Below are 22,209 nucleotides of genomic sequence, written 5' to 3'. Positions count from 1 at the left end.
TCAACGGATCTTGAAAACCGTTTCGGCATTGGTCTGGAAGAACTGACGCTTGTGCTCCAGCGGCATGTCCATGGCGTCAAGGATGTTGACCTCGTCGGGCGCGTACTGGTAGGGATAGTCCATGGCGTACATGACACGGTCCGTGCCCATGAAGGCCTGCGTGAACTTGACGGCCTGCTCCCAGGCCACGCCGCTGTTGGTGATGTAGAAGTTCTCGCGCAGGTATTCGCTGGGGCGCTTCCTGATGGGCTTGATGCTTTCGTAGCGCTGGGACTTCACCGTGGCCTGGTGCATGTAGTCCAGCCGGTAGGCCCAGAAGGGCAAGGCTTCGCCCATGTGGCCCAGGATCATGCGCAGCTTCGGGAACCGGTCAAACACGCCGGCGGTGATGATGCGCATGGCATGCAAGCCGGTCTCCACGCCAAAGCCATAGATGGCACCGTCCAGCCCGCACTCCTGGAAGGGCTGCAGCATCTTGGGTGGTAGCGCATTGGGGTGCAGGTAGATGGGTGCGTCATGGGCCTCTGCGGCGGCGAAGATGTCCCAGAACTTGGGGTCGGACAGGTACTCGCCCTGGGTGTGCGAGTTGATGATGACCGAGTGCATGCCCAGCCTGGTGACGCCGCGCTCAATCTCTTTCGCTGCGGCTGTCGGGTCCTGCGGAGCCACGGCGATCATGCCGGCAAAGCGCGTGGGGTGGCGACGCACTGCCTCGGCGAGCTGGTCGTTGGCAGTCTGCACAAAGGACACAGCCGTGGCCTTGTCCATCACCTGCGCGCCCGGCGATGTCAGCGACAGCACGGCCTTGTCCACCCCCGCCGCGTCCATGTGCTGCAGACGCAGCTGGTCCAGGTCCAGCAGGCCGCGCATGATGTGCTGGGCCCGCTCGCTCGGGCTGCTCATGTAAAAGCCCATGAGACCACGGAAGCCCGCGTCGGCATCCCCCCGATTCAGGATCTTCTTGTAGAGATCGATCATCTCCTGCGTCGCAAACGCCTCTTCGGTGGCGATGCGCAGGTAGGGCGCTTTCTGCGGGCGAGCAGGGTTGCTCAGGTTGGGGAGCTGGATCGTCATGCGGTCAGGCCTCGGAATTGATAAGAACTCTTACCATCCTAGGGCCGCAGGCGCGACGCCGACACTGAGGTTTCTACCGATAGCGCCACGGGAACCCGGGGCCTGTCTCCGGGATCAGGCCGCGGAGTTGCCCGAAGCGATGCCCCATTTGGCCAGGGCCTGGTCGTCACTGACGCGGGCATCGACCCAGCGCGCGCCTTCGGACGTCTGCTCCTTTTTCCAGAACGGTGCCTGGGTCTTGAGGTAGTCCATCAGGAATTCGCAGGCCTGAAAGCTCTCGCCGCGGTGCGCCGAGGTGACCACCACCAGCACGATCTGGTCCAGCGGCTGCAATGGACCCACACGGTGGATCACACGGGCGGCATAGATATCGAAACGCCTGAGGGCTGCGTCGATCATGTTTTCGATCGACTTCTCGGTCATGCCGGGGTAGTGCTCGAGCTCCATTGCGCTGACCGACTGGCCATCATTGCGGTCACGCACGGTGCCGATGAAAGTGCAGACCGCGCCGACACGCTTGTCCTGCGCGCGCAGGGCGGCGATTTCGGCACCGACGTCGAAGTCCTGGGTCTGGATGACGACGCGCCCGCCCATGTCAGCCTCCGGTCACCGGTGGAAAGAAAGCAACCTCGCAGCCTTCGGTCAGGGCCGCTTCTTCACCGCTCATGACCTGGTTCAGCGCCACGCGCACGGCACGGCCACGCGCCAGGCTTTGGGCATGGGCGCCGCCACGGGCAATGAGTTCGTCGCGCAATGCGCCCAAGTTGCCGGCCTGGGTCTCCAGCGCTTCACCACCCGTGCCCAGGCTCTCGCGGATCGAGGCGAAGTATTTGACGGTGACCTTCATCCCATGAGCTCCGCAAAAACCAGAAACTGAACGATATCGCCTTTCGCGATGGTCTGCCCGGCGGGGTTGTCCACCAGGCCGTCGCCCCAAACGGCCGAGGTCAGCACACCCGAGCTCTGGTTGGGGAACAGGTCCAGGCCGCCTGCCGCGTTGCGGCGCACGCGCAGGAACTCGCGGCGCTTGTCGCCGCGCTTCAGCTCGAAATGCGCCGGCAGGGCCATGCGCACGGGCTCGATCTGCGTGACCCCCTGCAGCTTGAGCAGGAAAGGCCTCACCAGCAGCATGAAGGTGACATAGCTGGACACCGGGTTACCCGGCAGGCCGGCAAAGTGACAGGCGTCCTGCGGACCGCGCGCGGCGCCCTCACCTCGGTAAAGTTTGCCGTAGGCAAAGGGCTTGCCGGGTTTCATGGAGATCTGCCAGAGATCGAGCTCACCCAGTTGCTCGACAGCCGGCTTGATATGGTCTTCCTCACCCACGGAAACACCACCGCTGGTCAGCACCAGGTCGTGGCCCTGGGCGGCGCCCCGCAGCGCGCTCAGGGTGGCAGCACGCTGGTCCGGCACGATGCCGAAGTCGGTCACCTCGCAACCCAGACGCTGCAACAGGGCACGCAGGAAAAAACGGTTGGAGTTGTAGATCGCGCCGGGCGGCATTTTCTCGGGCGGTACATCACCGGGCATGACCAGTTCGTCACCGGTGGAGAACAGAGCCACGCGCGGGCGACGCACCACGGCGAGTTGGGCCAGGCCGATGCCAGCGGCCATACCCAACGCAGCCGGAGAGAGTCGCTGCCCACGCGCCAGCACCACGGCACCGCGTGTCACGTCCTCGCCGGCGCGGCGTATCCACTGGCCAGGGGCAGGAACAGTGTTCACGCGCACGCTGCCTTCCGCCACCAGCTCGCAGTCTTCCTGCATGACGATGGCGTCGGCGCCAGGTGGCACGGGTGCACCCGTGAAGATGCGAGCGGCTTCACCAGCCATGAGCGGCTGGCCGCGCTGTCCTGCCGGAATGCGTTGCGTGACACGCAGCACGGTACCGGCCGCAGGTGCGTCAGCACAACGCAGGGCGTAACCGTCCATGGAGCTGTTGTCTTGCGGCGGCACGTGCAAGGCCGAGACCAGGTCCTGCGCGAGCACACGACCGTCGGCGTCAAAGGTATTGACCGTTTCCGAGCCCGGCAGCGGCAGGGCCTGCGCCAGCAATTCAGCCAGCGCCTGGTCCAGCGACTTCAGAGGGGCACGGGGCGCAGTCATGCGACGTACATCTCGGGCTTGTACTCGAAGCGCTCGCCGTGGGTCACCAACCAGCCAGCAACGGCGTCGGGATCGTTGAGGTCCAGCAGGTCCAGTCCCGTGGGAACGGGCAACTCGCTGGCGTCGTCGGTGGCGACAGCGGCGATGAAGTCGTCGTCGGGGTAACGCACGGGCTTGCCGTTGGCGGCGCGCCAGACCTCGACCTTGAGCAGGTCGCTGTTCTTGAAACCTTCGACCAGCACCCAGTCCACTCCCTCGTAGAGCTCGGCGATCAGCTCGTGCACCTTGGGCTCGTGCTCCTGCTCGAACTCTCGCATCAGGGCCAGACGGCGGTTGGAGGCGATCACCACCTCGAAGGCACCGGCCTCGCGGTGGCGGCGGCTGTCCTTGCCAGGATGGTCGATATCGAACTTGTGGTGGGCGTGCTTGACCACGGACACGCGCAGGCCGCGCAACTTGAGCGCGGGGATGAGCTGTTCGACCAGGGTGGTCTTGCCCGAACCGGAGTAGCCGGCGAAACCCACCACTTTCATGAAACGATCACTCCAAAGCTACAAATTTGATAGCACACGACGAAACCTCGGAGCGCGGCAAAACTTCAGGCGCAGTGGCGGACGATATGGTCCTTGACCACCTGCACATCGGCAGCGATCACGACCACCCGCTTGGGCAAGGCCTCGATGCCGATGAACTTGGCTGGACGGTCGGGCTCGCGCCCCAGCGCCTCGACGATGGTCGCGGCGAACTTGATGGGCAAGGCCGTCTCCAGCACGATCATGGGCACCCCGCTCTGCAGTTGCTCGCGCGCCACCTTGACACCATCTGCGGTGTGCGTGTCGATCATCACGCCGAAACGCTCCCAGGTGTCACGGATGGTAGCGAGTCGGTTGGCGTGCGTACTCCTGCCGCTGACAAAACCATACCGGCTGCGCGCCTGTGCAAACGCCGGATCTGCGCTCAGGTCAAACTTGCCGGCCTTGGAGAGCTGCTCGCCGAACAGGGCCTTGACCTTGGCGCCGTCGCGACCCAGCAGGTCGAACACGAAGCGCTCGAAGTTCGAGGCCTTGGAAATGTCCATGGACGGGCTGGAGGTCTCGTGCGTGTCGGCGCTGCCGCGCACGCGGTAGACCCCGGTGCGGAAGAACTCGTCGAGCACATCGTTCTCGTTGGTGGCGACCACCAGGCGCTCGATGGGCAGGCCCATCATGCGGGCCACATGGCCAGCACAGACGTTACCGAAATTGCCCGAGGGCACGGTGAAGCTGACCTTCTCGGCATTGCTCTTCGTCGCCTGGAAATAACCGGCGAAGTAATACACCACCTGCGCCACCAGACGGGCCCAGTTGATGGAGTTGACGGTACCGATCTTGTATTGACGCTTGAAATCCAGGTCGTTGGAGACGGCCTTGACGATGTCCTGGCAATCATCGAACACGCCTTTGACGGCAAGGTTGTGGATGTTGGCATCCTGCAGGCTGAACATCTGAGCCTGCTGGAAGGGGCTCATGCGGCCGTGCGGGCTGGTCATGAAAACACGCACACCCCGCTTGCCGCGCATGGCGTACTCGGCTGCGCTGCCGGTGTCGCCACTGGTGGCGCCCAGGATGTTGAGCTGCTCACCGCGGCGGGCCAGTTCGTACTCGAACAGGTTGCCCAGCAATTGCATGGCCATGTCCTTGAAGGCCAGCGTGGGGCCGTTGGACAGGGCTTCGAGGTAGACGCCGTTTTCCAGCGTCTTCAGCGGGACGATCTCCTTGCTGCCGAACACCGCCTCGGTATACGTTTTGCGGCAGATGGCGCGCAGGTCCTCGGCCGGGATGTCGTCGATGTAGAGCGAGAGGATCTCGAAGGCCAGGTCGGCGTAGGACAGGCCACGCCACTTCGCCAGTGTGGCGGTATCCACCTTTGGGTAGGACTCGGGCAGGTACAGGCCGCCATCGGGCGCCAGGCCTTCGAGCAGGATTTCGCAGAAGCGCTTACGATCGGCGTGACCGCGGGTGCTGAGGTACTTCATCCGGCCAGTTCTTCCTTGCGGATGCGCACGATCGGAGCCAGCACGGTCTTGAGCGCCTGCAGCTTGGACAGGGCATCGTTCATGGTGCCCTCGCGCGCATCGTGTGTGAGGATGATGACATCGGTCTGGGTGGAACCTTCACCGCCCACTTCGTCGGCCTCGCGCTGAAGCACGGCGTCGATGCTGATGCCCGCCTCGGCCAGGATACCGGTCACCTTGGCCAGCACGCCGGCCTGATCGGCCACGCGCAGGCGCAGGTAATAACTGGTCACCACCTCGCTCATGGGCAGGACCACCAGATTGCTCATAGCGTCGGGCTGGAAAGCCAGGTGCGGCACGCGGTGCAGCGGGTCGGCCGTGTGCAGACGGGCGATGTCGACCAGGTCGGCGATCACGGCGCTGGCAGTGGGCTCGGAACCGGCGCCCTTGCCGTAATACAGCGTAGTGCCCACGGCATCGCCGTTCACCACCACGGCGTTCATGGCGCCCTCCACATTGGCCAGCAGGCGCTTGCTCGGCACCAGGCTGGGGTGCACGCGCAGCTCGATGCCCTTGGCCGTGCGCTTGGTGATGCCCAGCAGCTTGATGCGGTAGCCCAGCTGTTCGGCGTACTTGATGTCCTGCGCGCCCAGCCTGGTGATGCCTTCCACATGGGCCTTGTCGAACTGCACGGGAATGCCGTAGGCGATGGCCGACATGAGAGTGACCTTGTGGCCTGCGTCCACACCTTCGATGTCGAAGGTGGGGTCGGCCTCGGCGTAACCCAGGCGCTGCGCTTCCTTGAGCACCACGTCGAAGTCCAGGCCCTTGTCGCGCATCTCGGACAGGATGAAATTCGTCGTGCCGTTGATGATGCCGGCGATCCACTGGATACGGTTGGCCGTGAGGCCCTCACGCAGGGCCTTGATGATGGGAATGCCACCGGCCACGGCGGCCTCGAACGCCACCATCACGCCCTTGGCGGAGGCCGCCGCGAAGATCTCGGTGCCGTGTACGGCCAGCAGGGCCTTGTTGGCCGTGACCACATGCTTGCCCGCGGCAATGGCCTCCAGCACGAGCTGTTTGGCAATGCCATAACCACCGATGAGTTCGATGACGATATCGATCTCTGGATTGGCAATCACCGCGCGCGCGTCGTTCACCACCTTGACGTCCGGGCCCACAACGGACTGCGCCCGCGCCACGTCCAGGTCTGCCACCATGGTGATCTCGATGCCGCGGCCGGCGCGACGCTTGATCTCTTCCTGGTTGCGTTTGAGCACGTTGTACGTGCCCGAACCGACGGTGCCGATGCCCAGCAGGCCTACTTGTATAGCTTTCATCTTTTCTCTGTCCGGAGGCCGGATGGGCCTCTCATTCATAACTTCAGGCGTGCGCGAGGCGCTTGCGGTAACTTTCAAGGAACCTGGCAACACGGGCTATGGCCTCGCGCAGATCGTCCTCGTGCGGCAGGAAGACGATGCGGAAATGCTGGTTGTCCGGGTAATTGAAGCCCGAACCCTGCACCAGCAACACGCGCGTCTCCTCCAGCAGTTCCAGGATGAACTGCTTGTCGTCCTCGATCGGGTAGACCTTGGGGTCGAGCCTGGGAAACATGTACAAGGCGGCCTGCGGTTTGACGCAGGAGACGCCGGGAATGGCGGTGATCAGCTCGTAGGCGATGTCGCGCTGGCGGCGCAGGCGGCCGCCTTCGTGCACCAGGTCGTTGATGGTCTGGTAACCGCCCAGCGCGGTCTGGATGGCGGACTGCCCCGGCACGTTGGCACACAGGCGCATCGAGGACAGCATATTGAGCCCCTCGATGTAGTCTTTGGCAGACTTCTTGTCGCCAGACACCACCAGCCAGCCCGCACGGTAGCCGCAGGAGCGGTAGCTCTTGGACAGGGAGTTGAAGGTCAGCGTGAGCACATCGTCCGACAGGCTGCCCAGCGCAGTGTGCTTGACGCCGTCGTACAGCACCTTGTCGTAGACCTCGTCGGCCATGATGACCAGGTTGTGCTCGCGGGCGATCTCGATGATGCCCTTGAGCAGTTCGTCGGAGTACAGCGCCCCGGTCGGGTTGTTCGGGTTGATGACCACGATGCCCTTGGTGCGCGGCGTGATCTTGGCGCGAATGTCGGCGAGATTGGGCATCCAGCCGTTGGCCTCGTCGCACAGATAGTGCACGGGCGTACCGCCCGACAGGCTGACCGCAGCCGTCCACAGGGGATAGTCGGGTGCCGGCAGCAGCATCTCGTCGCCGTCATTGAGCAGGCCATTGGTGGCCATGACAATCAGTTCGCTGGCGCCATTGCCCAGGTAGATGTCGTCCAGCGACACGCCTTTGATGCCCTGCTCCTGGGTGTACTGCATCACCGCCTTGCGCGCGACAAAGATGCCCTTGCTGTCGGAATACGCTGCCGCATTCGGCAGGTTGCGGATCATGTCCTGACGGATCTCTTCGGGCGAATCGAAGCCGAACACGGCCAGATTGCCGATGTTGAGCTTGATGATGCTGTGGCCCTCCTCCTCCATCTGCTTGGCGCGCTCCATGATGGGGCCGCGGATGTCGTAGCAGACGTTGGCCAGCTTGTCCGATTTGCGTATGGTTTTCAAAATCCCTCCGGGGTACGGCAGGATGGCGTGCAAAAGGCCATCCTTGTTGCGAGGCGAAACCTATAATTTGACCACAGAACCAAGTCCTTTCATGAAACTCCAGCCTGATAGACCCACAGTCCAGACCATCAACGGCTACGGCCCCGGCTGGATCGCCGTCGATGCTGAAAAATTCAGCACCAGCCTTGTGCTGGGTTCGCGTGGCGAACGCCAGGTCTGGGACTGCGCCCGCTACGAAGATCTCGCCCCCATGCACTTCGCCCCCCTGGCCGAGCTGCGCCCGGAGCTGGTGCTCTTCGGTAGCGGCACGCGCCTGCGTTTCCCCCGCCCCGAATGGCTGCAGGCCCTGGTAGCGCTGGGCATCGGCCTGGAAACCATGGACACCGCAGCCGCCTGCCGCACCTACAACATCCTGGCCGGCGAAGGCCGGCATGTGGTGGCGGCACTACTGCTGGAAACTCCTTAGCCCGTCACAGTTCCAAGGGCATGGTTTTCAGGGTAAAATTGCCAGCTTGAGTCGGGCTCGACGCCCCGCTGTCACGGCCAGCATCCCGACCCCTACACGACAGCTGCTGTCACACAAGATTTGAGTCATATGGCGATTGTTGTCAACAAACCCATTCCGGAATTCGAAGCCAATGCCACCAGTGGCATCAAGGTTTCCAACACCACCCATCTCGGACAGACGCTGGTCCTGTACTTCTACCCCAAGGACAACACGCCTGGCTGCACCACGGAAGCCATGCAGTTCCGTGACAAGTACAAGGATTTCGTGAAGGCCGGCGCCCTCGTCTTCGGCGTCTCGCGCGACAACATGAAGTCGCATGACGAGTTCAAGTCCAAGCTGGAGCTGCCTTTCGAACTGATTGCCGACACCGAAGAGAAGATGTGCCACATGTTCGGCGTGGTCAAGAACAAGATCATGTACGGCAAGAAGGTCAAGGGCATCGAGCGCAGCACCTTCCTGATCGGCGCTGATGGCATCCTCAAACAGGAATGGCGCGGCCTCAAGGTTCCCGGCCATGTGGACGAAGTCCTCAAGGCCGTCAAGGCACTGAAAAAGGCCGCGGCAGCAGCAACCGCCTGAGCTCCGGTCCTGCTGATGCTTTTGAGCAACAGCAGGGTTTACTTTCAGACGGCTCATGCATAATGAATTCATGCCGTTGAGGTTTGCAACCGCTTCCGCCACACAAAGCCGCCCAGGTTTACCGGGCGGCTTTTTTGTTTTCCGCACGGCATTTGTCCCACTCCCCTCCAGCACCTACCCACATGCCCCTGCCCCCCGCCCCCACCAAACGCGCTGCCCTCCTCTCTCCTGAAGCCTTCGAAGCTCCGGCCCGTGGCAAACCACGCAGCGGTCGCAAGACATCGGCCTCCTTCGATGGCCCGGAACCTGCAGACAAAGCACAAGCCCGCGATATGTTCGAACACGGTGGTGGCCTGGGGGTGGAAGCCCTGGCCCCGCCGGTCGCACCCGTGGTCAGCCTGCGCCAGCCGGCCCGCCCGGCAGCGGTGTCCGACCGGCCACAGACCAAGGCCCGACCCAAACGGACCACGCCCACAGGCCCGAGCAAGCTCTTTGTGCTCGACACCAATGTGCTGCTGCACGATCCCATGTGCCTGTTCCGTTTCGAGGAACACGACATCTTCCTGCCGATGATCGTGCTGGAGGAGCTCGACGGCCACAAGAAGGGCATGACCGAAGTGGCACGCAATGCCCGCCAGACCAGTCGCACGCTGGACGCGCTGGCAGGGGCCCAGGGCGCCGATATCGCCACGGGGCTCAAGCTCGACACCACGGGCCACCGTGAGGCCGGTGGCAAGCTCTTCTTCCAGACCCAGCCGCTGGACTACAAGCTACCCACCAGCCTGCCCCAGGGCAAGGCCGACAACCAGATCCTGGGTGTGGTGGAGGCACTGCGCGTGCAGTACGCCCCGCGCGAGGTGGTGCTGGTGTCCAAGGACATCAATATGCGCGTCAAGGCCCGCGCACTGAGCCTGGCCACCGACGACTACCAGAACGACAAGACGCTGGAAGATGGCGACCTGCTCTATTCCGGTTCGCTGGCGCTACCCAGCGACTTCTGGACCACCGAGGGCCAGAGCGTGGAGAGCTGGCAGCAGGGCCCGCACACCTTCTACCGCATCACCGGGCCCGTGGTACCCAGCCTGATGATCAACCAGTTCGTCTACTTCGAAGCGCCGGGCGAACCCAACTTCTACGCGCGTGTCACCGAGATCCGCGGCAAGAGTGCCGTGCTCAAGACCCTCAAGGACTACACCCACCTCAAGCACGCCGTCTGGGGCATCGCCACCCGCAACCGTGAGCAGAATTTCGCCATGAACCTGCTGATGGACCCGGAGGTGGACTTCGTCACCCTGACCGGTACGGCTGGCACCGGCAAGACCCTGATGGCCTTGGCTGCGGGCCTGACCCAGGTGCTGGACGACCGGCGCTACACCGAGATCATCGTGACCCGCGCCACGGTGAGTGTGGGCGAGGATATCGGTTTCCTACCCGGCACCGAAGAGGAGAAGATGGGCCCCTGGATGGGCGCACTCGACGACAACCTGGAAGTGCTCTCCAAGACCGACACCGGTGCCGGCGAATGGGGCCGTGCGGCCACCAGCGAACTGATCCGCAGCCGCATCAAGATCAAGAGCATGAACTTCATGCGCGGGCGCACCTTCATGAGCAAGTACGTGATCATCGACGAGGCGCAAAACCTGACGCCCAAGCAGATGAAGACACTGATCACACGGGCCGGCCCCGGCACCAAGATCATCTGTATGGGCAACCTGGCGCAGATCGACACGCCCTACCTGACCGAGGGTTCCTCAGGCCTGACCTTCGCGGTTGACAAATTCAAGGGTTGGCCGCACGGCGGCCACATCACGCTGGCGCGCGGCGAACGCTCGCGCTTGGCAGACTTCGCCAGCGAGGTGCTCTGAAGCTCACGGGTCAATGACCCATTGAAAAAGGGGCCCTCGGGCCCCTTTTTTCATTGTCGCGACGGCTCAGAAATCGCCGTTGCCGTAGCCCCCAGCCAGGCTTTCGAAACGTGTCAGGTTCTTGAGGAAGGCCAGTTTGACCACGCCCGTCGGGCCGTTACGCTGCTTGGCGATGATGATCTCGGCCACGCCCGGTTCCTTGCAGGCGTCCTTGGTGTAGTACTCGTCGCGGTAGATGAACATGATGATGTCCGCGTCCTGCTCGATCGCGCCGGATTCGCGCAGGTCGCTCATCATGGGGCGCTTGTCGGGGCGGGTTTCCACGCTGCGGTTGAGCTGCGAAAGTGCGATCAGGGGGCAGCCCAGTTCCTTGGCCAGCATCTTCATGCCGCGCGAGATTTCGCCCAGTTCGGTGGCGCGGTTTTCGTCGTTGCCGGACGAGCCACTCATGAGCTGAAGGTAGTCCACCACGATGAGGCCGAGCTTGCCACCGCACTGGCGGGCCAGGCGGCGCGCGTTGGCGCGCAGTTCGCTGGCCGTCAGACCGGCGGTCTCGTCGATGTGCAAAGAAATATTGCGCAGCTTCTCGATGGCCTCGGTCAGGCGCGGCCACTCCTCGTCCGTCAACTTGCCGGTACGCAAATGGCCCTGGTCGATGCGGCCGATGGAACCGACGATACGCACCGCCAGCTGGGCCGCGCCCATTTCCATGGAGAACACCGCCACGGGCAGCTGTTCATTGAGCGCCACGTGCTCGGCGATGTTGATGGCAAAAGCCGTCTTGCCCATGGAAGGGCGTGCGGCCAGCACGATCATGTCACCCGGCTGCAGGCCGGAGGTCATGCGGTCCAGGTCGTAGAAGCCGGTGGGCACACCCGTGATGTCATTCGGGTTGTCCGCCATCTCCTGCACGCGGTCCAGCAGGTCCACCACCAGGGTGTCCATGGCCTGGAAACCGCGCTTCATGCGCGAGCCTTCTTCGCCGATATTGAAGATCTTCTGCTCGGACTCGTCCAGGATCTGCGCCACTGGCCGGCCCTGCGGATTGAAGGCGTTGGTGGCGATCTCGTCGCTGGCGGCCACCAGTTTGCGCAGGATGGCGCGCTCACGCACGATCTCGGCGTAACGACGGATATTGCCGGCGCTGGGCACGTACTGAGCCAGCGCGTTCAGATAGGCCAGGCCACCGGTTTCTTCGGCCTTGCCCTGGCTTTGCAGGTGCTCGAAAACAGTGATCACGTCAGCCGGGCGGGTGGCATTGATCAGTGCAGCCATGGCGCCGTAGATCAGGCGGTGTTCGTAGCGGTAGAAGTCGCCGTCGCCCAGCAGGTCGTTGACACGGTCCCAGGCGGCGTTGTCGAGCAACAGGCCGCCCAGCACGCTGGATTCTGCCTCGATGGAGTGCGGGGGGACGCGCAGCTGCGCGATCTGGCGATCGGGGCTGTAGCCCTCATCTACGGCGGTCAAAACAGCTGACATTCGGTATGTGTTCCTTGTGGTTTTCTATCCTACGACGGGGCGCGCCCAGCGTCGAGTGAAATGCTGTGGACAACCTACTGAATAACTGTGGGCAGGCTGTGCACTTGCAAGGATAAGTCGCTGACCCAAAGAAAAAGCCGCCTGGGCCAGGGCCCGGCGGCTTTCAGGAGATCAGCTGGATCAGGCGGTTTCGCCGTACACCGAGACGTTGATCTCGACGACCACGTCGGTGTGCAGGGCCACGCTGACCGCGCTGTCGCCCACCATCTTGATCGGGCCGTTGGGCATGCGCACCTGGGCCTTGCTCACCTGGTAACCGGTCTTGACCAGCTCTTCGGCGATATCGAAGTTGGTGACAGAACCGAACAGGCGACCGTCCACGCCGGCCTTCTGGGTCAGCTTGATGGTGGTACCGGCCAGCTTCTCGCCCAGAGCCTGGGATTCGGCCAGCTTGGCAGCAGCGGCCTTCTCCAGTTCGGCGCGGCGGGCTTCGAAGTCCTTCTTGGCGGCTTCGGTGGCGCGGCGGGCGCGGCCCGAGGGGATCAGGAAGTTACGGGCGTAGCCGTCCTTGACCTTGACGATCTCACCGAGGTTGCCGAGGTTCACGACCTTGTCGAGCAGAATGATTTGCATGGTCGGGCTCCTTAGATCTTGTGCTGGTCGCTGTAAGGCAGCAGCGCGAGGAAACGCGCGCGCTTGATAGCGGTGTTGAGCTGGCGCTGGTAGATCGCGCGGGTGCCGGTCAGGCGAGCCGGGATGATCTTGCCGTTTTCAGCGACAAAGTCACGCAGCGTGTCGATGTCCTTGTAGTCGATTTCCTCGACGCCGGCGACGGTGAAGCGGCAGAAGCGCTTGCGCTTGAACAGCAGCGACTGGGTGTTGCGCTTCGGGCGCTTGTCTTTGTTGAATTTCTTGAACGTGGCCATGGGGCCTCCTGTTTAATCTTGACTGAAATCTTGGATGTGAAATACCAGGTTCTTGCCGTTGCGGGGAGTGGCGACAAAGCCTTGGAACCTCCAGCTGCTGCCTACAGCCTGCTTCGCAAGCCGCTCGGCCAGAGCACCAAAGGCAACTGCCTTGGCGCTGGCCTTCACCTGCCGTTCCTGTCCTGCTTCCTGGCGCACCGACTCGTGTTCGAGTCTCAGATCCAGGGCCGGCACGCCGGCCGGGGTGTATCGCATGGCACTCAGCTCTGCGATCGAAGCATTCAGGTCCAGCTGGTTGGCGCCGGGGTTCACTCCTCGCTAACGATCAGGCCTGGAATTCAGCCTGCTGGGCCTTGCGGGCGTCTTCACGCTCGACGGTCTTCATCATGGAAGACGGGCCGGTATCGGCCTTCTTCTTCAGAACCGTCAGGTGACGCAGCACGGCATCGTTGAACTTGAAGGCATGCTCCAGTTCAGCCATCACAGCCTGGTCGGCCTCGATGTTCAGGCACAGGTAGTGGGCCTTGGCCAGCTTGTTGATCATGTAGACCATCTGACGACGGCCCCAGTCTTCAACGCGGTGGATCTTGCCACCGCCGGTGGTGATCATGCCCTTGTAGCGCTCGAGCATGGCGGGAACCTGCTCGCTCTGATCCGGGTGGATCATGAGGATGATTTCGTAATGACGCATTGATACTCCTTGTGGATGGAAGCCGCCCCCGGCGTCGACTGGGGTGCAGCAAGGTGGGAACCGAGCATTATAGCTGATTTGCACCCGGATCGGTAGTCAGCTGGCCGGACCGGAACAGCAGACTGAGCAGGACGGTGATCAGGACCCCCGCCGCAATGCCAAAAACTCCAGCGGAGATGGGCTGGATGCCAAACCACAGGCTGTTGCCGCCCAACCCGAAAGCCGCCTGGACGGGCGGCGAATTGATCAGCATGTAGTAACCCGTGACCCCCACCCCGGACAGCATGCCGGCCACGGCCGCCAGACGTGAGGTCCGGCGCCAGAAGATGCCCAGCACCATGACGGGTACAAAGGCGCTGCCTGCCAGCGAGAAAGAAGCCGACACCAGGAAAAGAATGTCGCCCGGCTTGAGTGCGGCGACATAAGCCGCCACCAGGGCCACGACCAGCAGGGTGAACTTGGACATCATCACGCGGCGCATTTCGCTGACCTTGGCGTCCTTGCCCGCCTTGTTACGGTACAGGTCATGCGAAAGGGCATTGCCTATGGTCAGCAACAATCCGTCGGCCGTGGACAAGGCTGCAGCCAGGCCACCGGCCGCCACCAGGCCCGAAATCACATAGGGCAGACCACCGATCTCCGGTGTCGCCAGCATCACGATATCCGCGCCCAGCTTGAGTTCGGAGAACTGCAGCCGGTTGTCGTGATTGATGTCGTTGATCGACAGCAGAGAGCTGTCAACCCGGGCCCACTGGACGATCCAGGCTGGCAGGGCGTCGAAGTTCTGCCCTACCAGCTCGCTCATGACCTCGAACTTGACCAGCACGGCCAGGGCCGGCGCTGCCACGTACAGCAGCGAAATGAAGAACAGGGACCAGCCCACGGAGCTGCGGGTCTCAGCCACCGATGGTGTGGTGTAGTAACGGGTCAGCAGGTGCGGCATGCCGGCGGTTCCCACCATGAGGCAGAACATCAGCGCCAGGAAGTTGAGACGCGAGCTGTCAAAGACCTCACGCTCCTGGGCCGTGCCTTCAGGATCGCCGGCAAAGGGACGCGCATGCGGCGGCATACCCGCCAGTGGTTTGGCCCGGCCCAGGTTGTCCTGCATGGCACGGGTCCACACATCACGGGCAACCTGCGCATCTTTGGGCAGCAGGGCCAGTTCGCGCCGTACGGCCGTGATGGAATCGTGGTCGGCACGCGAGTCGATCAGAAGCTGCAACTGTTCCTTGAGCAGGGCTCGATCGGCCTGCAATGCGGCATCGACATTGCGCAATTTGCGCTCGTATTCCTGCGCCCGGCGCAGGTATTCCTGGATAACCTCCTGCTCGGCCGGCGAATCGATCAGCTCCTGCTCCATGGCAGAAATCTTCTCCAGCTGCTGCTGGTACACCAGAGGGGCCAGGGGATTGCCTAGCTGCTTGTAGGCCAGCCAGGACACCGGGATCAGAAAGGCCAGGATGAGGACCACATACTGGGTCACCTGGGTCCAGGTCACGGCCCGCATGCCTCCCAGAAAGGAACACACAAGCACCCCGCCCAGCCCCAGCATGATGCCGATCTCGAAGTGCACCCCGGTCAGGCGCGAGGTGATCAGACCCACGCCGTAGATCTGTGCCACGACATAGGTGAAGGAGCACAGCACAGCAGCCAGTGCAGCGATGCGCCGCGGCCAGGCCCCGCCAAAACGCTGCTCGAAAAAGTCCGGGATCGTATAAAGTCCACGCTCCCGCAAATAGGGAGCGACCAGCAGGGCCACTAAACAGAAGCCACCGGTCCAGCCCAGCACATAGGCCAGGCCACCCGGCTGCGTTTCGGTCCCCGAAAAACCCTGCAGGTACAGACCGCCGGCCAGACTGATGAAAGAGGCCGCGCTCATCCAGTCGGCTGCCGTGGCCATGCCGTTGTAGACCGCCGGGATCCTGCGCCCGGCCACGTAGTACTCTGAAGCCACTGTGGTGCGGCTGTAGATGCCGATACCGGCGTACAAGGCCACCGTCACGAACAGGAAGACCGCGCCAACCCAGCTGCGGGACAAGCCCCAGAATTCGGCGAGGGACAGCAGGCCCAGGAACACCAGCAGGCCCAGCACATAGATCGCGAAGAGGCGATGCAGGCGCTTTTTGTAGGCTGCGTAGGCTTGCGCATCCATGGACGGCAGGCCAGGGCTGTCACGCCGGTTTGTCAGCTTTGCAAAGACGGCGGTGATCACGACAAAAACCATCACCGCACCCTGGGCTGCAAACCAGTAGCTCAGGGGCCAGCCGAACACGACCTGCTGCAGGTCGCGCGCAAAAAAAAGGATGCCGAAGGAAGTCAGGAACCAGAGCAGCAACAGCGTGCTGCGCAGGGATGGCCACCACGGCCGCCGCGTTCCCGCCTCGTTCGGCATCCTGTTCAGCATGGTGCAGTCATCAGCTCATTGATGCCGGTCACCATGCCGAATCTCACTTGCCGGCCAGTTTCTGCCAGGTCTCAACCACCGAGTCCGGGTTCAGCGAGAGCGAGGTGATGCCCTGCTCCACCAGCCACTTGGCGAAGTCAGGGTGGTCGCTGGGACCCTGGCCGCAGATGCCCACGTACTTGCCCTGCTTGCGGCAGGCCGCGATGGCGCGCGCCACCATGGCCTCCACGGCGGGGTCGCGTTCGTCGAAATCGGCGGCCAGCAGCTCCATGCCGGAGTCGCGGTCCAGGCCCAGGGTGAGCTGGGTCAGGTCGTTGGAGCCGATGGAGAAACCATCGAAGTACTCAAGGAACTCGTCGGCCAGGATGGCGTTGCTCGGCACCTCACACATCATCACGATCTTCAGACCGTTTTCGCCGCGCTTGAGGCCGTGCTTGCCCAGCAGGTCGATGACCTTCTTGGCCTGGCCCAAGGTACGCACGAAGGGCACCATGAGCTCGACGTTGGTCAGGCCCATCTCTTCGCGCACGCGCTTCATCGCCTCGCACTCCATGGCGAAGGCGCCAGCAAAGTCGACGCTCAGGTAGCGCGCTGCGCCGCGGAAACCCAGCATGGGGTTCTCTTCCTCGGGCTCGTAGCGGCTGCCACCGATCAGCTTGCGGTACTCGTTGCTCTTGAAGTCGGACAGCCGCACGATCACTGGCTTGGGCCAGAAGGCCGCGGCGATGGTGGCCACGCCTTCGGCGACCTTGTCCACATAGAAGGCGCGCGGCGAGGCGTGGCCACGCGCCACGGACTCCACCGCCTTCTTCAGGTCGGCGTCGATGTTCGGGTACTCCAGGATGGCCTTCGGGTGCACGCCGATGTTGTTGTTGATGATGAACTCCAGGCGCGCCAGGCCCACGCCCTCGTTGGGCAGCTGGGCGAAGTCGAAGGCCAGCTGCGGGTTGCCGATGTTCATCGTGATCTTGACGTCGATCTTGGGCATGGTGCCGCGCTGGACCTCGGTCACCTCCATCTCGAGCAGGCCGTCGTAGATGTGGCCGGTGTCGCCTTCGGCGCAGCTGACCGTCACCAAGGTGCCGTCCTTGAGCTTCTCGGTGGCATCACCGCAACCCACCACGGCCGGGATGCCCAGTTCGCGCGCGATGATGGCCGCGTGGCAGGTACGACCACCGCGGTTGGTCACGATGGCGCTGGCGCGCTTCATCACCGGCTCCCAGTTCGGATCGGTCATGTCGGTGACCAGCACGTCGCCAGGCTGGACCTTGTCCATCTCGCTGATGTTGTGCACCAGGCGCACGGGGCCGGTACCGATCTTCTGGCCGATGGCACGGCCTTCGGCCAGCACGGCGCTCTGGCCCTTGAGCTTGTAGCGCATCTCGGCGGCGCCGGCGGCCTGACTCTTCACGGTCTCGGGGCGGGCCTGCAGGATGTAGAGCAGGCCGTCGGTGCCGTCCTTGCCCCATTCGATGTCCATGGGGCGACCGTAGTGCTGCTCGATCACGAGCGCATATTTGGCGAGCTGCTCGACATCGGCGTCGCTGAGCGAATAGCGATTGCGCTGCTCGGTGGGCACATCAACGGTCTTGACCAGCTTGCCGCCGGCTTTTTTCTCCTCGGGCGTGGAGAAGACCATCTGGATCAGCTTGGAGCCCAGGTTGCGGCGCACCACGGCGCGCTTGCCGGCCTTGAGCATGGGCTTGTGCACATAGAACTCGTCAGGGTTCACCGCGCCCTGCACCACCGTCTCGCCCAGGCCGTAGCTGGAGGTGATGAAGACCACGTCCTCAAAGCCGGATTCGGTGTCGATGGTGAACATCACGCCAGCCGCACCCAGGTCGGAGCGCACCATGCGCTGCACGCCGGCGGAAAGCGCCACGTCGGCATGGGCAAACCCCTTGTGCACGCGGTAGCTGATGGCGCGGTCGTTGTAGAGGGAGGCGAAGACCTCCTTCATCTTGTGCAGCACTTCCTCGATGCCGTGCACGTTGAGGAAGGTCTCCTGCTGACCGGCAAAGGAGGCGTCAGGCAGATCTTCGGCGGTGGCGGAGGAGCGCACCGCAAAGGTGGCCTGGGCATTGCCGGCAGACAGCTTGGCGTAGTCCTCGCGAATGGCCTTTTCCAGATCGGCCGGGAAAGGCTGGGCCTCGACCATGGCGCGGATTTCGGCACCCACCGTGGCCAGTGCACGCACGTCCTCGGTGTCCAGGGCTTCGAGCTTGGCGTTGATACGGTCGGCCAGGCCGCCGTGTTTCAGAAATTCGCGGAAGGCATGGGCCGTGGTCGCGAAGCCCGTGGGCACGCGCACACCCTGGGGCAGCTGCGAGATCATTTCGCCGAGGCTGGCGTTCTTGCCGCCTACCGCCTCGACATCGGTCATCCTCAGGTTTTCAAACGGTACGACCAAGGCGGTCGGGCTGAAAAGTGCAGACATGGGAGAGCTCCAGAGTTTAAAAACCGGGGTGCACAAGTCGGCGCGATGCCGCTTGCGCCCATGCCAACGGCCAGCCTTTGCTCTTTTTCTGGTGGGGCGGTGCGGGGCATGGAAGAATCTATGGGTTAATCAGCGATTTTATTCCCCTCCAGCGGAAACCATGCTGTTTTTGCATGTAACTCGATAACAATTTCCTGACGAGAGCCTGTCCACCATGCCCAACCGCACTGTTTTCTTCATTTCCGATGGCACCGGCATCACAGCCGAAACTTTCGGCAACGCCATCCTGGCCCAGTTCGAAGTCCAGTTCCGCCATGTGCGCCTGCCCTTCATTGACACCATGGACAAGGCACACCAGGCAGTGCGCCAGATCAACCACACAGCCGAGGTGGAGGGCAAAAAGCCCATCGTCTTCACCACCCTGGCCAACGAGGAAGTGCACCAGATCATCAACGAGGGCTGCCAGGGCATGATGCTGGACATGTTCGGCACCTTCGTGAACCCGCTGGAGGACGAGTTGGGCATCAAGTCCAACCACCGCATCGGCCGCTTCAGCGACGTGAGCAAGAGCCAGGCTTATCACGACCGCATCGAGGCCATCAACTTTTCGCTGGCACATGACGACGGCCAGTCCAACAAGGATCTGGAAAGTTCGGACGTGATCCTGGTCGGCGTGAGCCGCAGCGGCAAGACACCCACCTCGCTCTACCTGGCCATGCAGTACGGCTTGAAAGCCTCCAACTACCCCTTGATCCCCGAGGATTTCGAACGTCAGCAGCTGCCGCCAGCGCTGGTACCGCACAAGGCCAAGATCTTCGGCCTGACCATCAACCCGGATCGCCTGAGCGAGATCCGTAACGAACGCCGCCCCAATTCCAAGTACGCCGCACTGGAAAACTGCCGCATGGAGGTGGCCGCGGCGGAGGCCATGATGCGGCGCGCCGGCATACGCTGGCTGTCCACCACGACCAAGTCCATCGAGGAGATAGCCACCACCATCCTGCAGGAGATCCGGCCCGAGCGCCTGAGCTACTAAGCCAGCCCCCCCCTCCGCTCACCGGCCAGCGTACGAACTGGCCGGTTTTTTTGCGCCCCTTTGTATAAACTTAATGCGAATGATTTGTATTTGTGTATAATTTTGTAAATCTTCACAGCAAGCCACGCCGCTGAGCCCTCAGGTTCGAGACGGTAGTAGCCAGCCATCGTCAATTTCAAATCAAGGCGCTACCACCATGTCCAAACGGCAACATAGCAAGAAGAACGCTCCCCCATCTGGCCTTAAACACCCCCCCCTCGCCCAGCCCCGCACATCCACTGCATTGCTGCCCCTGGGCGCCATGCTGCTGGCCGGGTCGATGAGCGCACTGGCACAGACCACCGAAGCCGAGGGCAGCAAGACCCTGGGCACCGTGGTTGTCAAGGAACAGGCCGAAGCCCCCGAGGGCAAGGACGCCTACCGCGCTACCGAAACCGGCATCGGCAAAGGCCGGCAGAAACTGCGCGACATCCCGCAGTCGGTGACGGTGGTGACGGAGAAACTGATCGATGACCGCAACCTCGACACCCTGAAGGAGGCCCTGAAGAACACCGCCGGAATCAGCTTCCAGGCGGCCGAGGGCGGTGAGGAAGACATCCGCCTGCGCGGCTTCTCGCTGGCGACGACCGGCGACATCTTCCTCGACGGCTTGCGCGATCCGGCCTTCTACGATCGCGACACCTTCAACTACGACCGGCTTGAAGTGCTGCGCGGCTCGGCCTCCATGCTCTTCGGCCGTGGCTCCACCGGCGGCGCCGTCAATCAGGTCAGCAAAGCCCCCCGGCTGATTGACGAGAACCAGGTCGACGTCACCGTGGGCAGCTACAACTACCGCCGCACGGTGGGAGATTTCAATATCAAGACAGGTGACAGTGCGGCCCTGCGCCTGAACGTCATGGACACCAAGGCCGACAACAACGGTGCTGGCAGCAGCATCGACAAGTACGGCATCGCGGGCACCTACCGCTGGGGCATAGGCGAGCGTGACGAGTACTCGGTCGCTCTCTATCAACTGACCAACAACAACGGCATCAACTACGGCATGCCGTGGATCCGGCCGGCCGGCGCTGCCAACAACTCACCTGCCACCACAACCATGCCGGTTGACCCAAGCACCTACTACGGCATGGCCAGCGACTACAACAAGGGGCAGGCCAGCCACCTCACGCTCTCGCACCTGCACCGTTTCGATGACGGCGCCGAACTCAAGAGCCAGGTACGCAAGGGGGCCTACACTCGCGATCAGCGCGCCAGCACGGTGCGCTTCGCCGCGGCGGCGGCGCAACCCGGTGGCGTGGCTGCCAGCCTGGACACGCTGAGTGACAACACGGTACTGACCCGTGGCACACAAAACAAGATCCAGGACATGAACAATCTGCACGCGCAGAGCGACTACAGCACCAAGTTCAAGGCCCTGGGCTTCAAGCACGAACTGGTCACCGGCGTGGACCTCGCCCTGGAAAACCGCAGTGTCTATGGCGCGCGCAGCGCGGCCCAGGGCGGCGTAGACCTGACCAAGACCACGACCACCGTAGGCACGCCGGACGAGGGGGCCGCCGTCAATGAAAGCCTGCGCGTGCTGCGCAAGACCAACCAGTTCGACTCGGCCGGCTGGGGCGCTTATGTGCAGGATCTAGTCCAGGTGGCACCCCAGTGGAAACTGCTGGGCGGCATGCGCTACGACCATATGGTCGGCAACTATGACCTGATCGCCATCCCCAATGCCGCGCCTGGCCCCGAAACCTACACCAGCTACCAGATGACTGTAGCCGGCTGGAGCCAGCGCATCGGTGCGTTGTTCCAGCCCAATGCGCTGGACTCATACCACTTCTCGGCCGGCTCTTCGTTCAACACCTCTGGTGACGCCTACTCTTTGAGTGCACAAAACGTCGATACGCCTCCCGAACAAAGCTACAACCTCGAATTGGGCGCCAAGCTGGACTCGGCCGACAAGCGTTACACCACCCGCCTGGGCGTCTTCCAGTCGGTCAAGTTCAACGAGCGCAATACCGACCCGCTGCTCAACATCGCCGTGCTCTCGGGCCGGCGCCATGTCTCGGGTTTCGAGGCCGACGTAAGCGGCCGCCCCGTGCCGAAATGGGAGGTCTTCGGCTCCTTCATGTGGCTGCCCGACGCCATGATCGACGTCGGAGCCCAGGGCGCCGAGGGCCAAGGTCAGCGCCCCTCACTCACACCCATCTATTCCGGCACGATCTGGAACACCTACCAGGTCGCCCAGCCGACCCGCATCGGCGCTGGCATCAACTTCCGCGGCGAGCAGACCCCCCTGCGCAACCCCGGCTGGAAAGTGCCCGCCTTTGCCACGTTGGACTTGATGGCCGAATACAAGATCAACGAGCGCTACACGGTCAAGGGCAATGTCAGCAACGTCGCAAACACGCTCTATGCCGACCAGCTCTATGATGGCCACTACATCCCCGGCGCCGGTCGCCTGATCCAGGTCACGCTATCGGCCAAACTCTAGTCCCCTGAAA

Annotated in this window: 20 protein-coding genes; 5 read left to right on the top strand and 15 right to left on the bottom strand. The window is 63.0% G+C overall.

What is annotated here, in order from left to right; translation table 11 throughout:
- The 8 genes from AC07NT_RS05110 to AC07NT_RS05075 all read right to left on the bottom strand — a co-directional run bounded on the left by AC07NT_RS05110 (window position 1) and on the right by AC07NT_RS05075 (window position 7,789).
- Window positions 1-1,074, bottom strand: coding sequence for an amidohydrolase family protein (locus AC07NT_RS05110; RefSeq protein WP_498597515.1), 1,074 nt, complete (start codon window positions 1,072-1,074; stop codon window positions 1-3).
- 114 nt (window positions 1,075-1,188) lie between these two features.
- Entirely contained in the window at window positions 1,189-1,668 is a 480-nt protein-coding gene (gene moaE / locus AC07NT_RS05105; RefSeq protein WP_498597516.1) for a molybdopterin synthase catalytic subunit MoaE, read from the bottom strand.
- 1 nt (window position 1,669) lies between these two features.
- Complete coding sequence (locus tag AC07NT_RS05100; protein WP_498597517.1) at window positions 1,670-1,921, bottom strand: MoaD/ThiS family protein; 252 nt, start codon at window positions 1,919-1,921, stop codon at window positions 1,670-1,672.
- On the bottom strand, window positions 1,918-3,180 hold the full coding sequence (locus AC07NT_RS05095) for a molybdopterin molybdotransferase MoeA (protein ID WP_498597518.1): 1,263 nt from the start codon (window positions 3,178-3,180) through the stop codon (window positions 1,918-1,920). The genes AC07NT_RS05100 and AC07NT_RS05095 overlap by 4 nt, the downstream gene beginning before the upstream one ends.
- Window positions 3,177-3,713, bottom strand: a complete 537-nt coding sequence (gene mobB / locus AC07NT_RS05090) for a molybdopterin-guanine dinucleotide biosynthesis protein B (protein ID WP_498597519.1) — start codon at window positions 3,711-3,713, stop codon at window positions 3,177-3,179. The genes AC07NT_RS05095 and mobB overlap by 4 nt, the downstream gene beginning before the upstream one ends.
- Window positions 3,714-3,778: 65 nt before the next feature.
- On the bottom strand, window positions 3,779-5,194 hold the full coding sequence (gene thrC, locus AC07NT_RS05085; RefSeq protein ID WP_498597520.1) for a threonine synthase: 1,416 nt from the start codon (window positions 5,192-5,194) through the stop codon (window positions 3,779-3,781).
- Complete coding sequence (locus tag AC07NT_RS05080) at window positions 5,191-6,516, bottom strand: homoserine dehydrogenase (protein WP_498597521.1); 1,326 nt, start codon at window positions 6,514-6,516, stop codon at window positions 5,191-5,193. Before AC07NT_RS05080 ends, thrC begins: the two co-directional genes overlap by 4 nt.
- Before the next feature lie 43 nt (window positions 6,517-6,559).
- Window positions 6,560-7,789, bottom strand: coding sequence for a pyridoxal phosphate-dependent aminotransferase (locus AC07NT_RS05075; RefSeq protein ID WP_498597522.1), 1,230 nt, complete (start codon window positions 7,787-7,789; stop codon window positions 6,560-6,562).
- Window positions 7,790-7,880: 91 nt separating this feature from the next.
- Here AC07NT_RS05075 and AC07NT_RS05070 point away from each other — a divergent pair, with 91 nt between their 5' ends.
- The 3 genes from AC07NT_RS05070 to AC07NT_RS05060 all read left to right on the top strand — a co-directional run bounded on the left by AC07NT_RS05070 (window position 7,881) and on the right by AC07NT_RS05060 (window position 10,741).
- Window positions 7,881-8,255 carry an Mth938-like domain-containing protein gene (locus tag AC07NT_RS05070; protein WP_498597523.1) on the top strand — a complete coding sequence of 125 codons (375 nt, stop codon included), beginning with the start codon at window positions 7,881-7,883 and terminating at the stop codon, window positions 8,253-8,255.
- Between the two features lie 129 nt (window positions 8,256-8,384).
- Window positions 8,385-8,876: a peroxiredoxin gene (locus tag AC07NT_RS05065; protein WP_498597524.1), complete on the top strand. Its 492-nt coding sequence runs from the start codon at window positions 8,385-8,387 to the stop codon at window positions 8,874-8,876.
- Window positions 8,877-9,058: 182 nt separating this feature from the next.
- Complete coding sequence (locus tag AC07NT_RS05060) at window positions 9,059-10,741, top strand: PhoH family protein (RefSeq protein ID WP_498597525.1); 1,683 nt, start codon at window positions 9,059-9,061, stop codon at window positions 10,739-10,741.
- A 66-nt stretch (window positions 10,742-10,807) separates the two neighbouring features.
- On the opposite strand, the gene dnaB is transcribed toward AC07NT_RS05060, so the two are convergent.
- The 7 genes from dnaB to ppsA all read right to left on the bottom strand — a co-directional run bounded on the left by dnaB (window position 10,808) and on the right by ppsA (window position 18,678).
- Window positions 10,808-12,220, bottom strand: a complete 1,413-nt coding sequence (gene dnaB / locus AC07NT_RS05055; protein WP_498597526.1) for a replicative DNA helicase — start codon at window positions 12,218-12,220, stop codon at window positions 10,808-10,810.
- A gap of 180 nt (window positions 12,221-12,400) precedes the next feature.
- Complete coding sequence (gene rplI, locus AC07NT_RS05050; RefSeq protein WP_498597527.1) at window positions 12,401-12,853, bottom strand: 50S ribosomal protein L9; 453 nt, start codon at window positions 12,851-12,853, stop codon at window positions 12,401-12,403.
- Window positions 12,854-12,864: 11 nt separating this feature from the next.
- Window positions 12,865-13,146, bottom strand: coding sequence for a 30S ribosomal protein S18 (gene rpsR / locus AC07NT_RS05045; RefSeq protein WP_298420805.1), 282 nt, complete (start codon window positions 13,144-13,146; stop codon window positions 12,865-12,867).
- Between the two features lie 12 nt (window positions 13,147-13,158).
- Window positions 13,159-13,458 (bottom strand): primosomal replication protein N, encoded by a 300-nt coding sequence (gene priB, locus AC07NT_RS05040; protein WP_498597528.1) that lies wholly within the window; start codon window positions 13,456-13,458, stop codon window positions 13,159-13,161.
- A gap of 13 nt (window positions 13,459-13,471) precedes the next feature.
- Window positions 13,472-13,837, bottom strand: coding sequence for a 30S ribosomal protein S6 (gene rpsF / locus AC07NT_RS05035; RefSeq protein WP_057675696.1), 366 nt, complete (start codon window positions 13,835-13,837; stop codon window positions 13,472-13,474).
- Window positions 13,838-13,904: 67 nt separating this feature from the next.
- Entirely contained in the window at window positions 13,905-16,241 is a 2,337-nt protein-coding gene (locus tag AC07NT_RS05030; protein WP_498597529.1) for a VC_2705 family sodium/solute symporter, read from the bottom strand.
- A 43-nt stretch (window positions 16,242-16,284) separates the two neighbouring features.
- Window positions 16,285-18,678: a phosphoenolpyruvate synthase gene (gene ppsA / locus AC07NT_RS05025; protein ID WP_498597530.1), complete on the bottom strand. Its 2,394-nt coding sequence runs from the start codon at window positions 18,676-18,678 to the stop codon at window positions 16,285-16,287.
- A 214-nt stretch (window positions 18,679-18,892) separates the two neighbouring features.
- Here ppsA and ppsR point away from each other — a divergent pair, with 214 nt between their 5' ends.
- Together ppsR and AC07NT_RS05015 are read left to right on the top strand one after the other, a co-directional pair.
- Window positions 18,893-19,714, top strand: a complete 822-nt coding sequence (ppsR, locus tag AC07NT_RS05020; protein WP_498597531.1) for a posphoenolpyruvate synthetase regulatory kinase/phosphorylase PpsR — start codon at window positions 18,893-18,895, stop codon at window positions 19,712-19,714.
- Between the two features lie 319 nt (window positions 19,715-20,033).
- Window positions 20,034-22,199 (top strand): TonB-dependent receptor, encoded by a 2,166-nt coding sequence (locus AC07NT_RS05015; RefSeq protein ID WP_498597532.1) that lies wholly within the window; start codon window positions 20,034-20,036, stop codon window positions 22,197-22,199.
- The last annotated feature ends 10 nt before the right edge of the window (window positions 22,200-22,209 follow it).

Source organism: Hylemonella sp. GW821-FHT10B10, assembly GCF_059415585.1.
Note: the sequence above shows the minus strand (reverse complement) of the source record. Positions and strands in the feature narration are given on the sequence as shown.

Excerpts from the sequence above, each read along its gene's own strand:
- AC07NT_RS05110 (WP_498597515.1), bottom strand. The coding sequence starts at position 1,074 with ATGACGATCCAGCTCCCCAACCTGAGCAACCCTGCTCGCCCGCAGAAA.
- moaE (WP_498597516.1), bottom strand. The coding sequence starts at position 1,668 with ATGGGCGGGCGCGTCGTCATCCAGACCCAGGACTTCGACGTCGGTGCC.
- AC07NT_RS05100 (WP_498597517.1), bottom strand. The coding sequence starts at position 1,921 with ATGAAGGTCACCGTCAAATACTTCGCCTCGATCCGCGAGAGCCTGGGC.
- AC07NT_RS05095 (WP_498597518.1), bottom strand. The coding sequence starts at position 3,180 with ATGACTGCGCCCCGTGCCCCTCTGAAGTCGCTGGACCAGGCGCTGGCT.
- mobB (WP_498597519.1), bottom strand. The coding sequence starts at position 3,713 with ATGAAAGTGGTGGGTTTCGCCGGCTACTCCGGTTCGGGCAAGACCACC.
- thrC (WP_498597520.1), bottom strand. The coding sequence starts at position 5,194 with ATGAAGTACCTCAGCACCCGCGGTCACGCCGATCGTAAGCGCTTCTGC.
- AC07NT_RS05080 (WP_498597521.1), bottom strand. The coding sequence starts at position 6,516 with ATGAAAGCTATACAAGTAGGCCTGCTGGGCATCGGCACCGTCGGTTCG.
- AC07NT_RS05070 (WP_498597523.1), top strand. The coding sequence starts at position 7,881 with ATGAAACTCCAGCCTGATAGACCCACAGTCCAGACCATCAACGGCTAC.
- AC07NT_RS05065 (WP_498597524.1), top strand. The coding sequence starts at position 8,385 with ATGGCGATTGTTGTCAACAAACCCATTCCGGAATTCGAAGCCAATGCC.
- AC07NT_RS05060 (WP_498597525.1), top strand. The coding sequence starts at position 9,059 with ATGCCCCTGCCCCCCGCCCCCACCAAACGCGCTGCCCTCCTCTCTCCT.
- dnaB (WP_498597526.1), bottom strand. The coding sequence starts at position 12,220 with ATGTCAGCTGTTTTGACCGCCGTAGATGAGGGCTACAGCCCCGATCGC.
- rplI (WP_498597527.1), bottom strand. The coding sequence starts at position 12,853 with ATGCAAATCATTCTGCTCGACAAGGTCGTGAACCTCGGCAACCTCGGT.
- rpsR (WP_298420805.1), bottom strand. The coding sequence starts at position 13,146 with ATGGCCACGTTCAAGAAATTCAACAAAGACAAGCGCCCGAAGCGCAAC.
- rpsF (WP_057675696.1), bottom strand. The coding sequence starts at position 13,837 with ATGCGTCATTACGAAATCATCCTCATGATCCACCCGGATCAGAGCGAG.
- AC07NT_RS05030 (WP_498597529.1), bottom strand. The coding sequence starts at position 16,241 with ATGCTGAACAGGATGCCGAACGAGGCGGGAACGCGGCGGCCGTGGTGG.
- ppsA (WP_498597530.1), bottom strand. The coding sequence starts at position 18,678 with ATGTCTGCACTTTTCAGCCCGACCGCCTTGGTCGTACCGTTTGAAAAC.
- ppsR (WP_498597531.1), top strand. The coding sequence starts at position 18,893 with ATGCCCAACCGCACTGTTTTCTTCATTTCCGATGGCACCGGCATCACA.
- AC07NT_RS05015 (WP_498597532.1), top strand. The coding sequence starts at position 20,034 with ATGAGCGCACTGGCACAGACCACCGAAGCCGAGGGCAGCAAGACCCTG.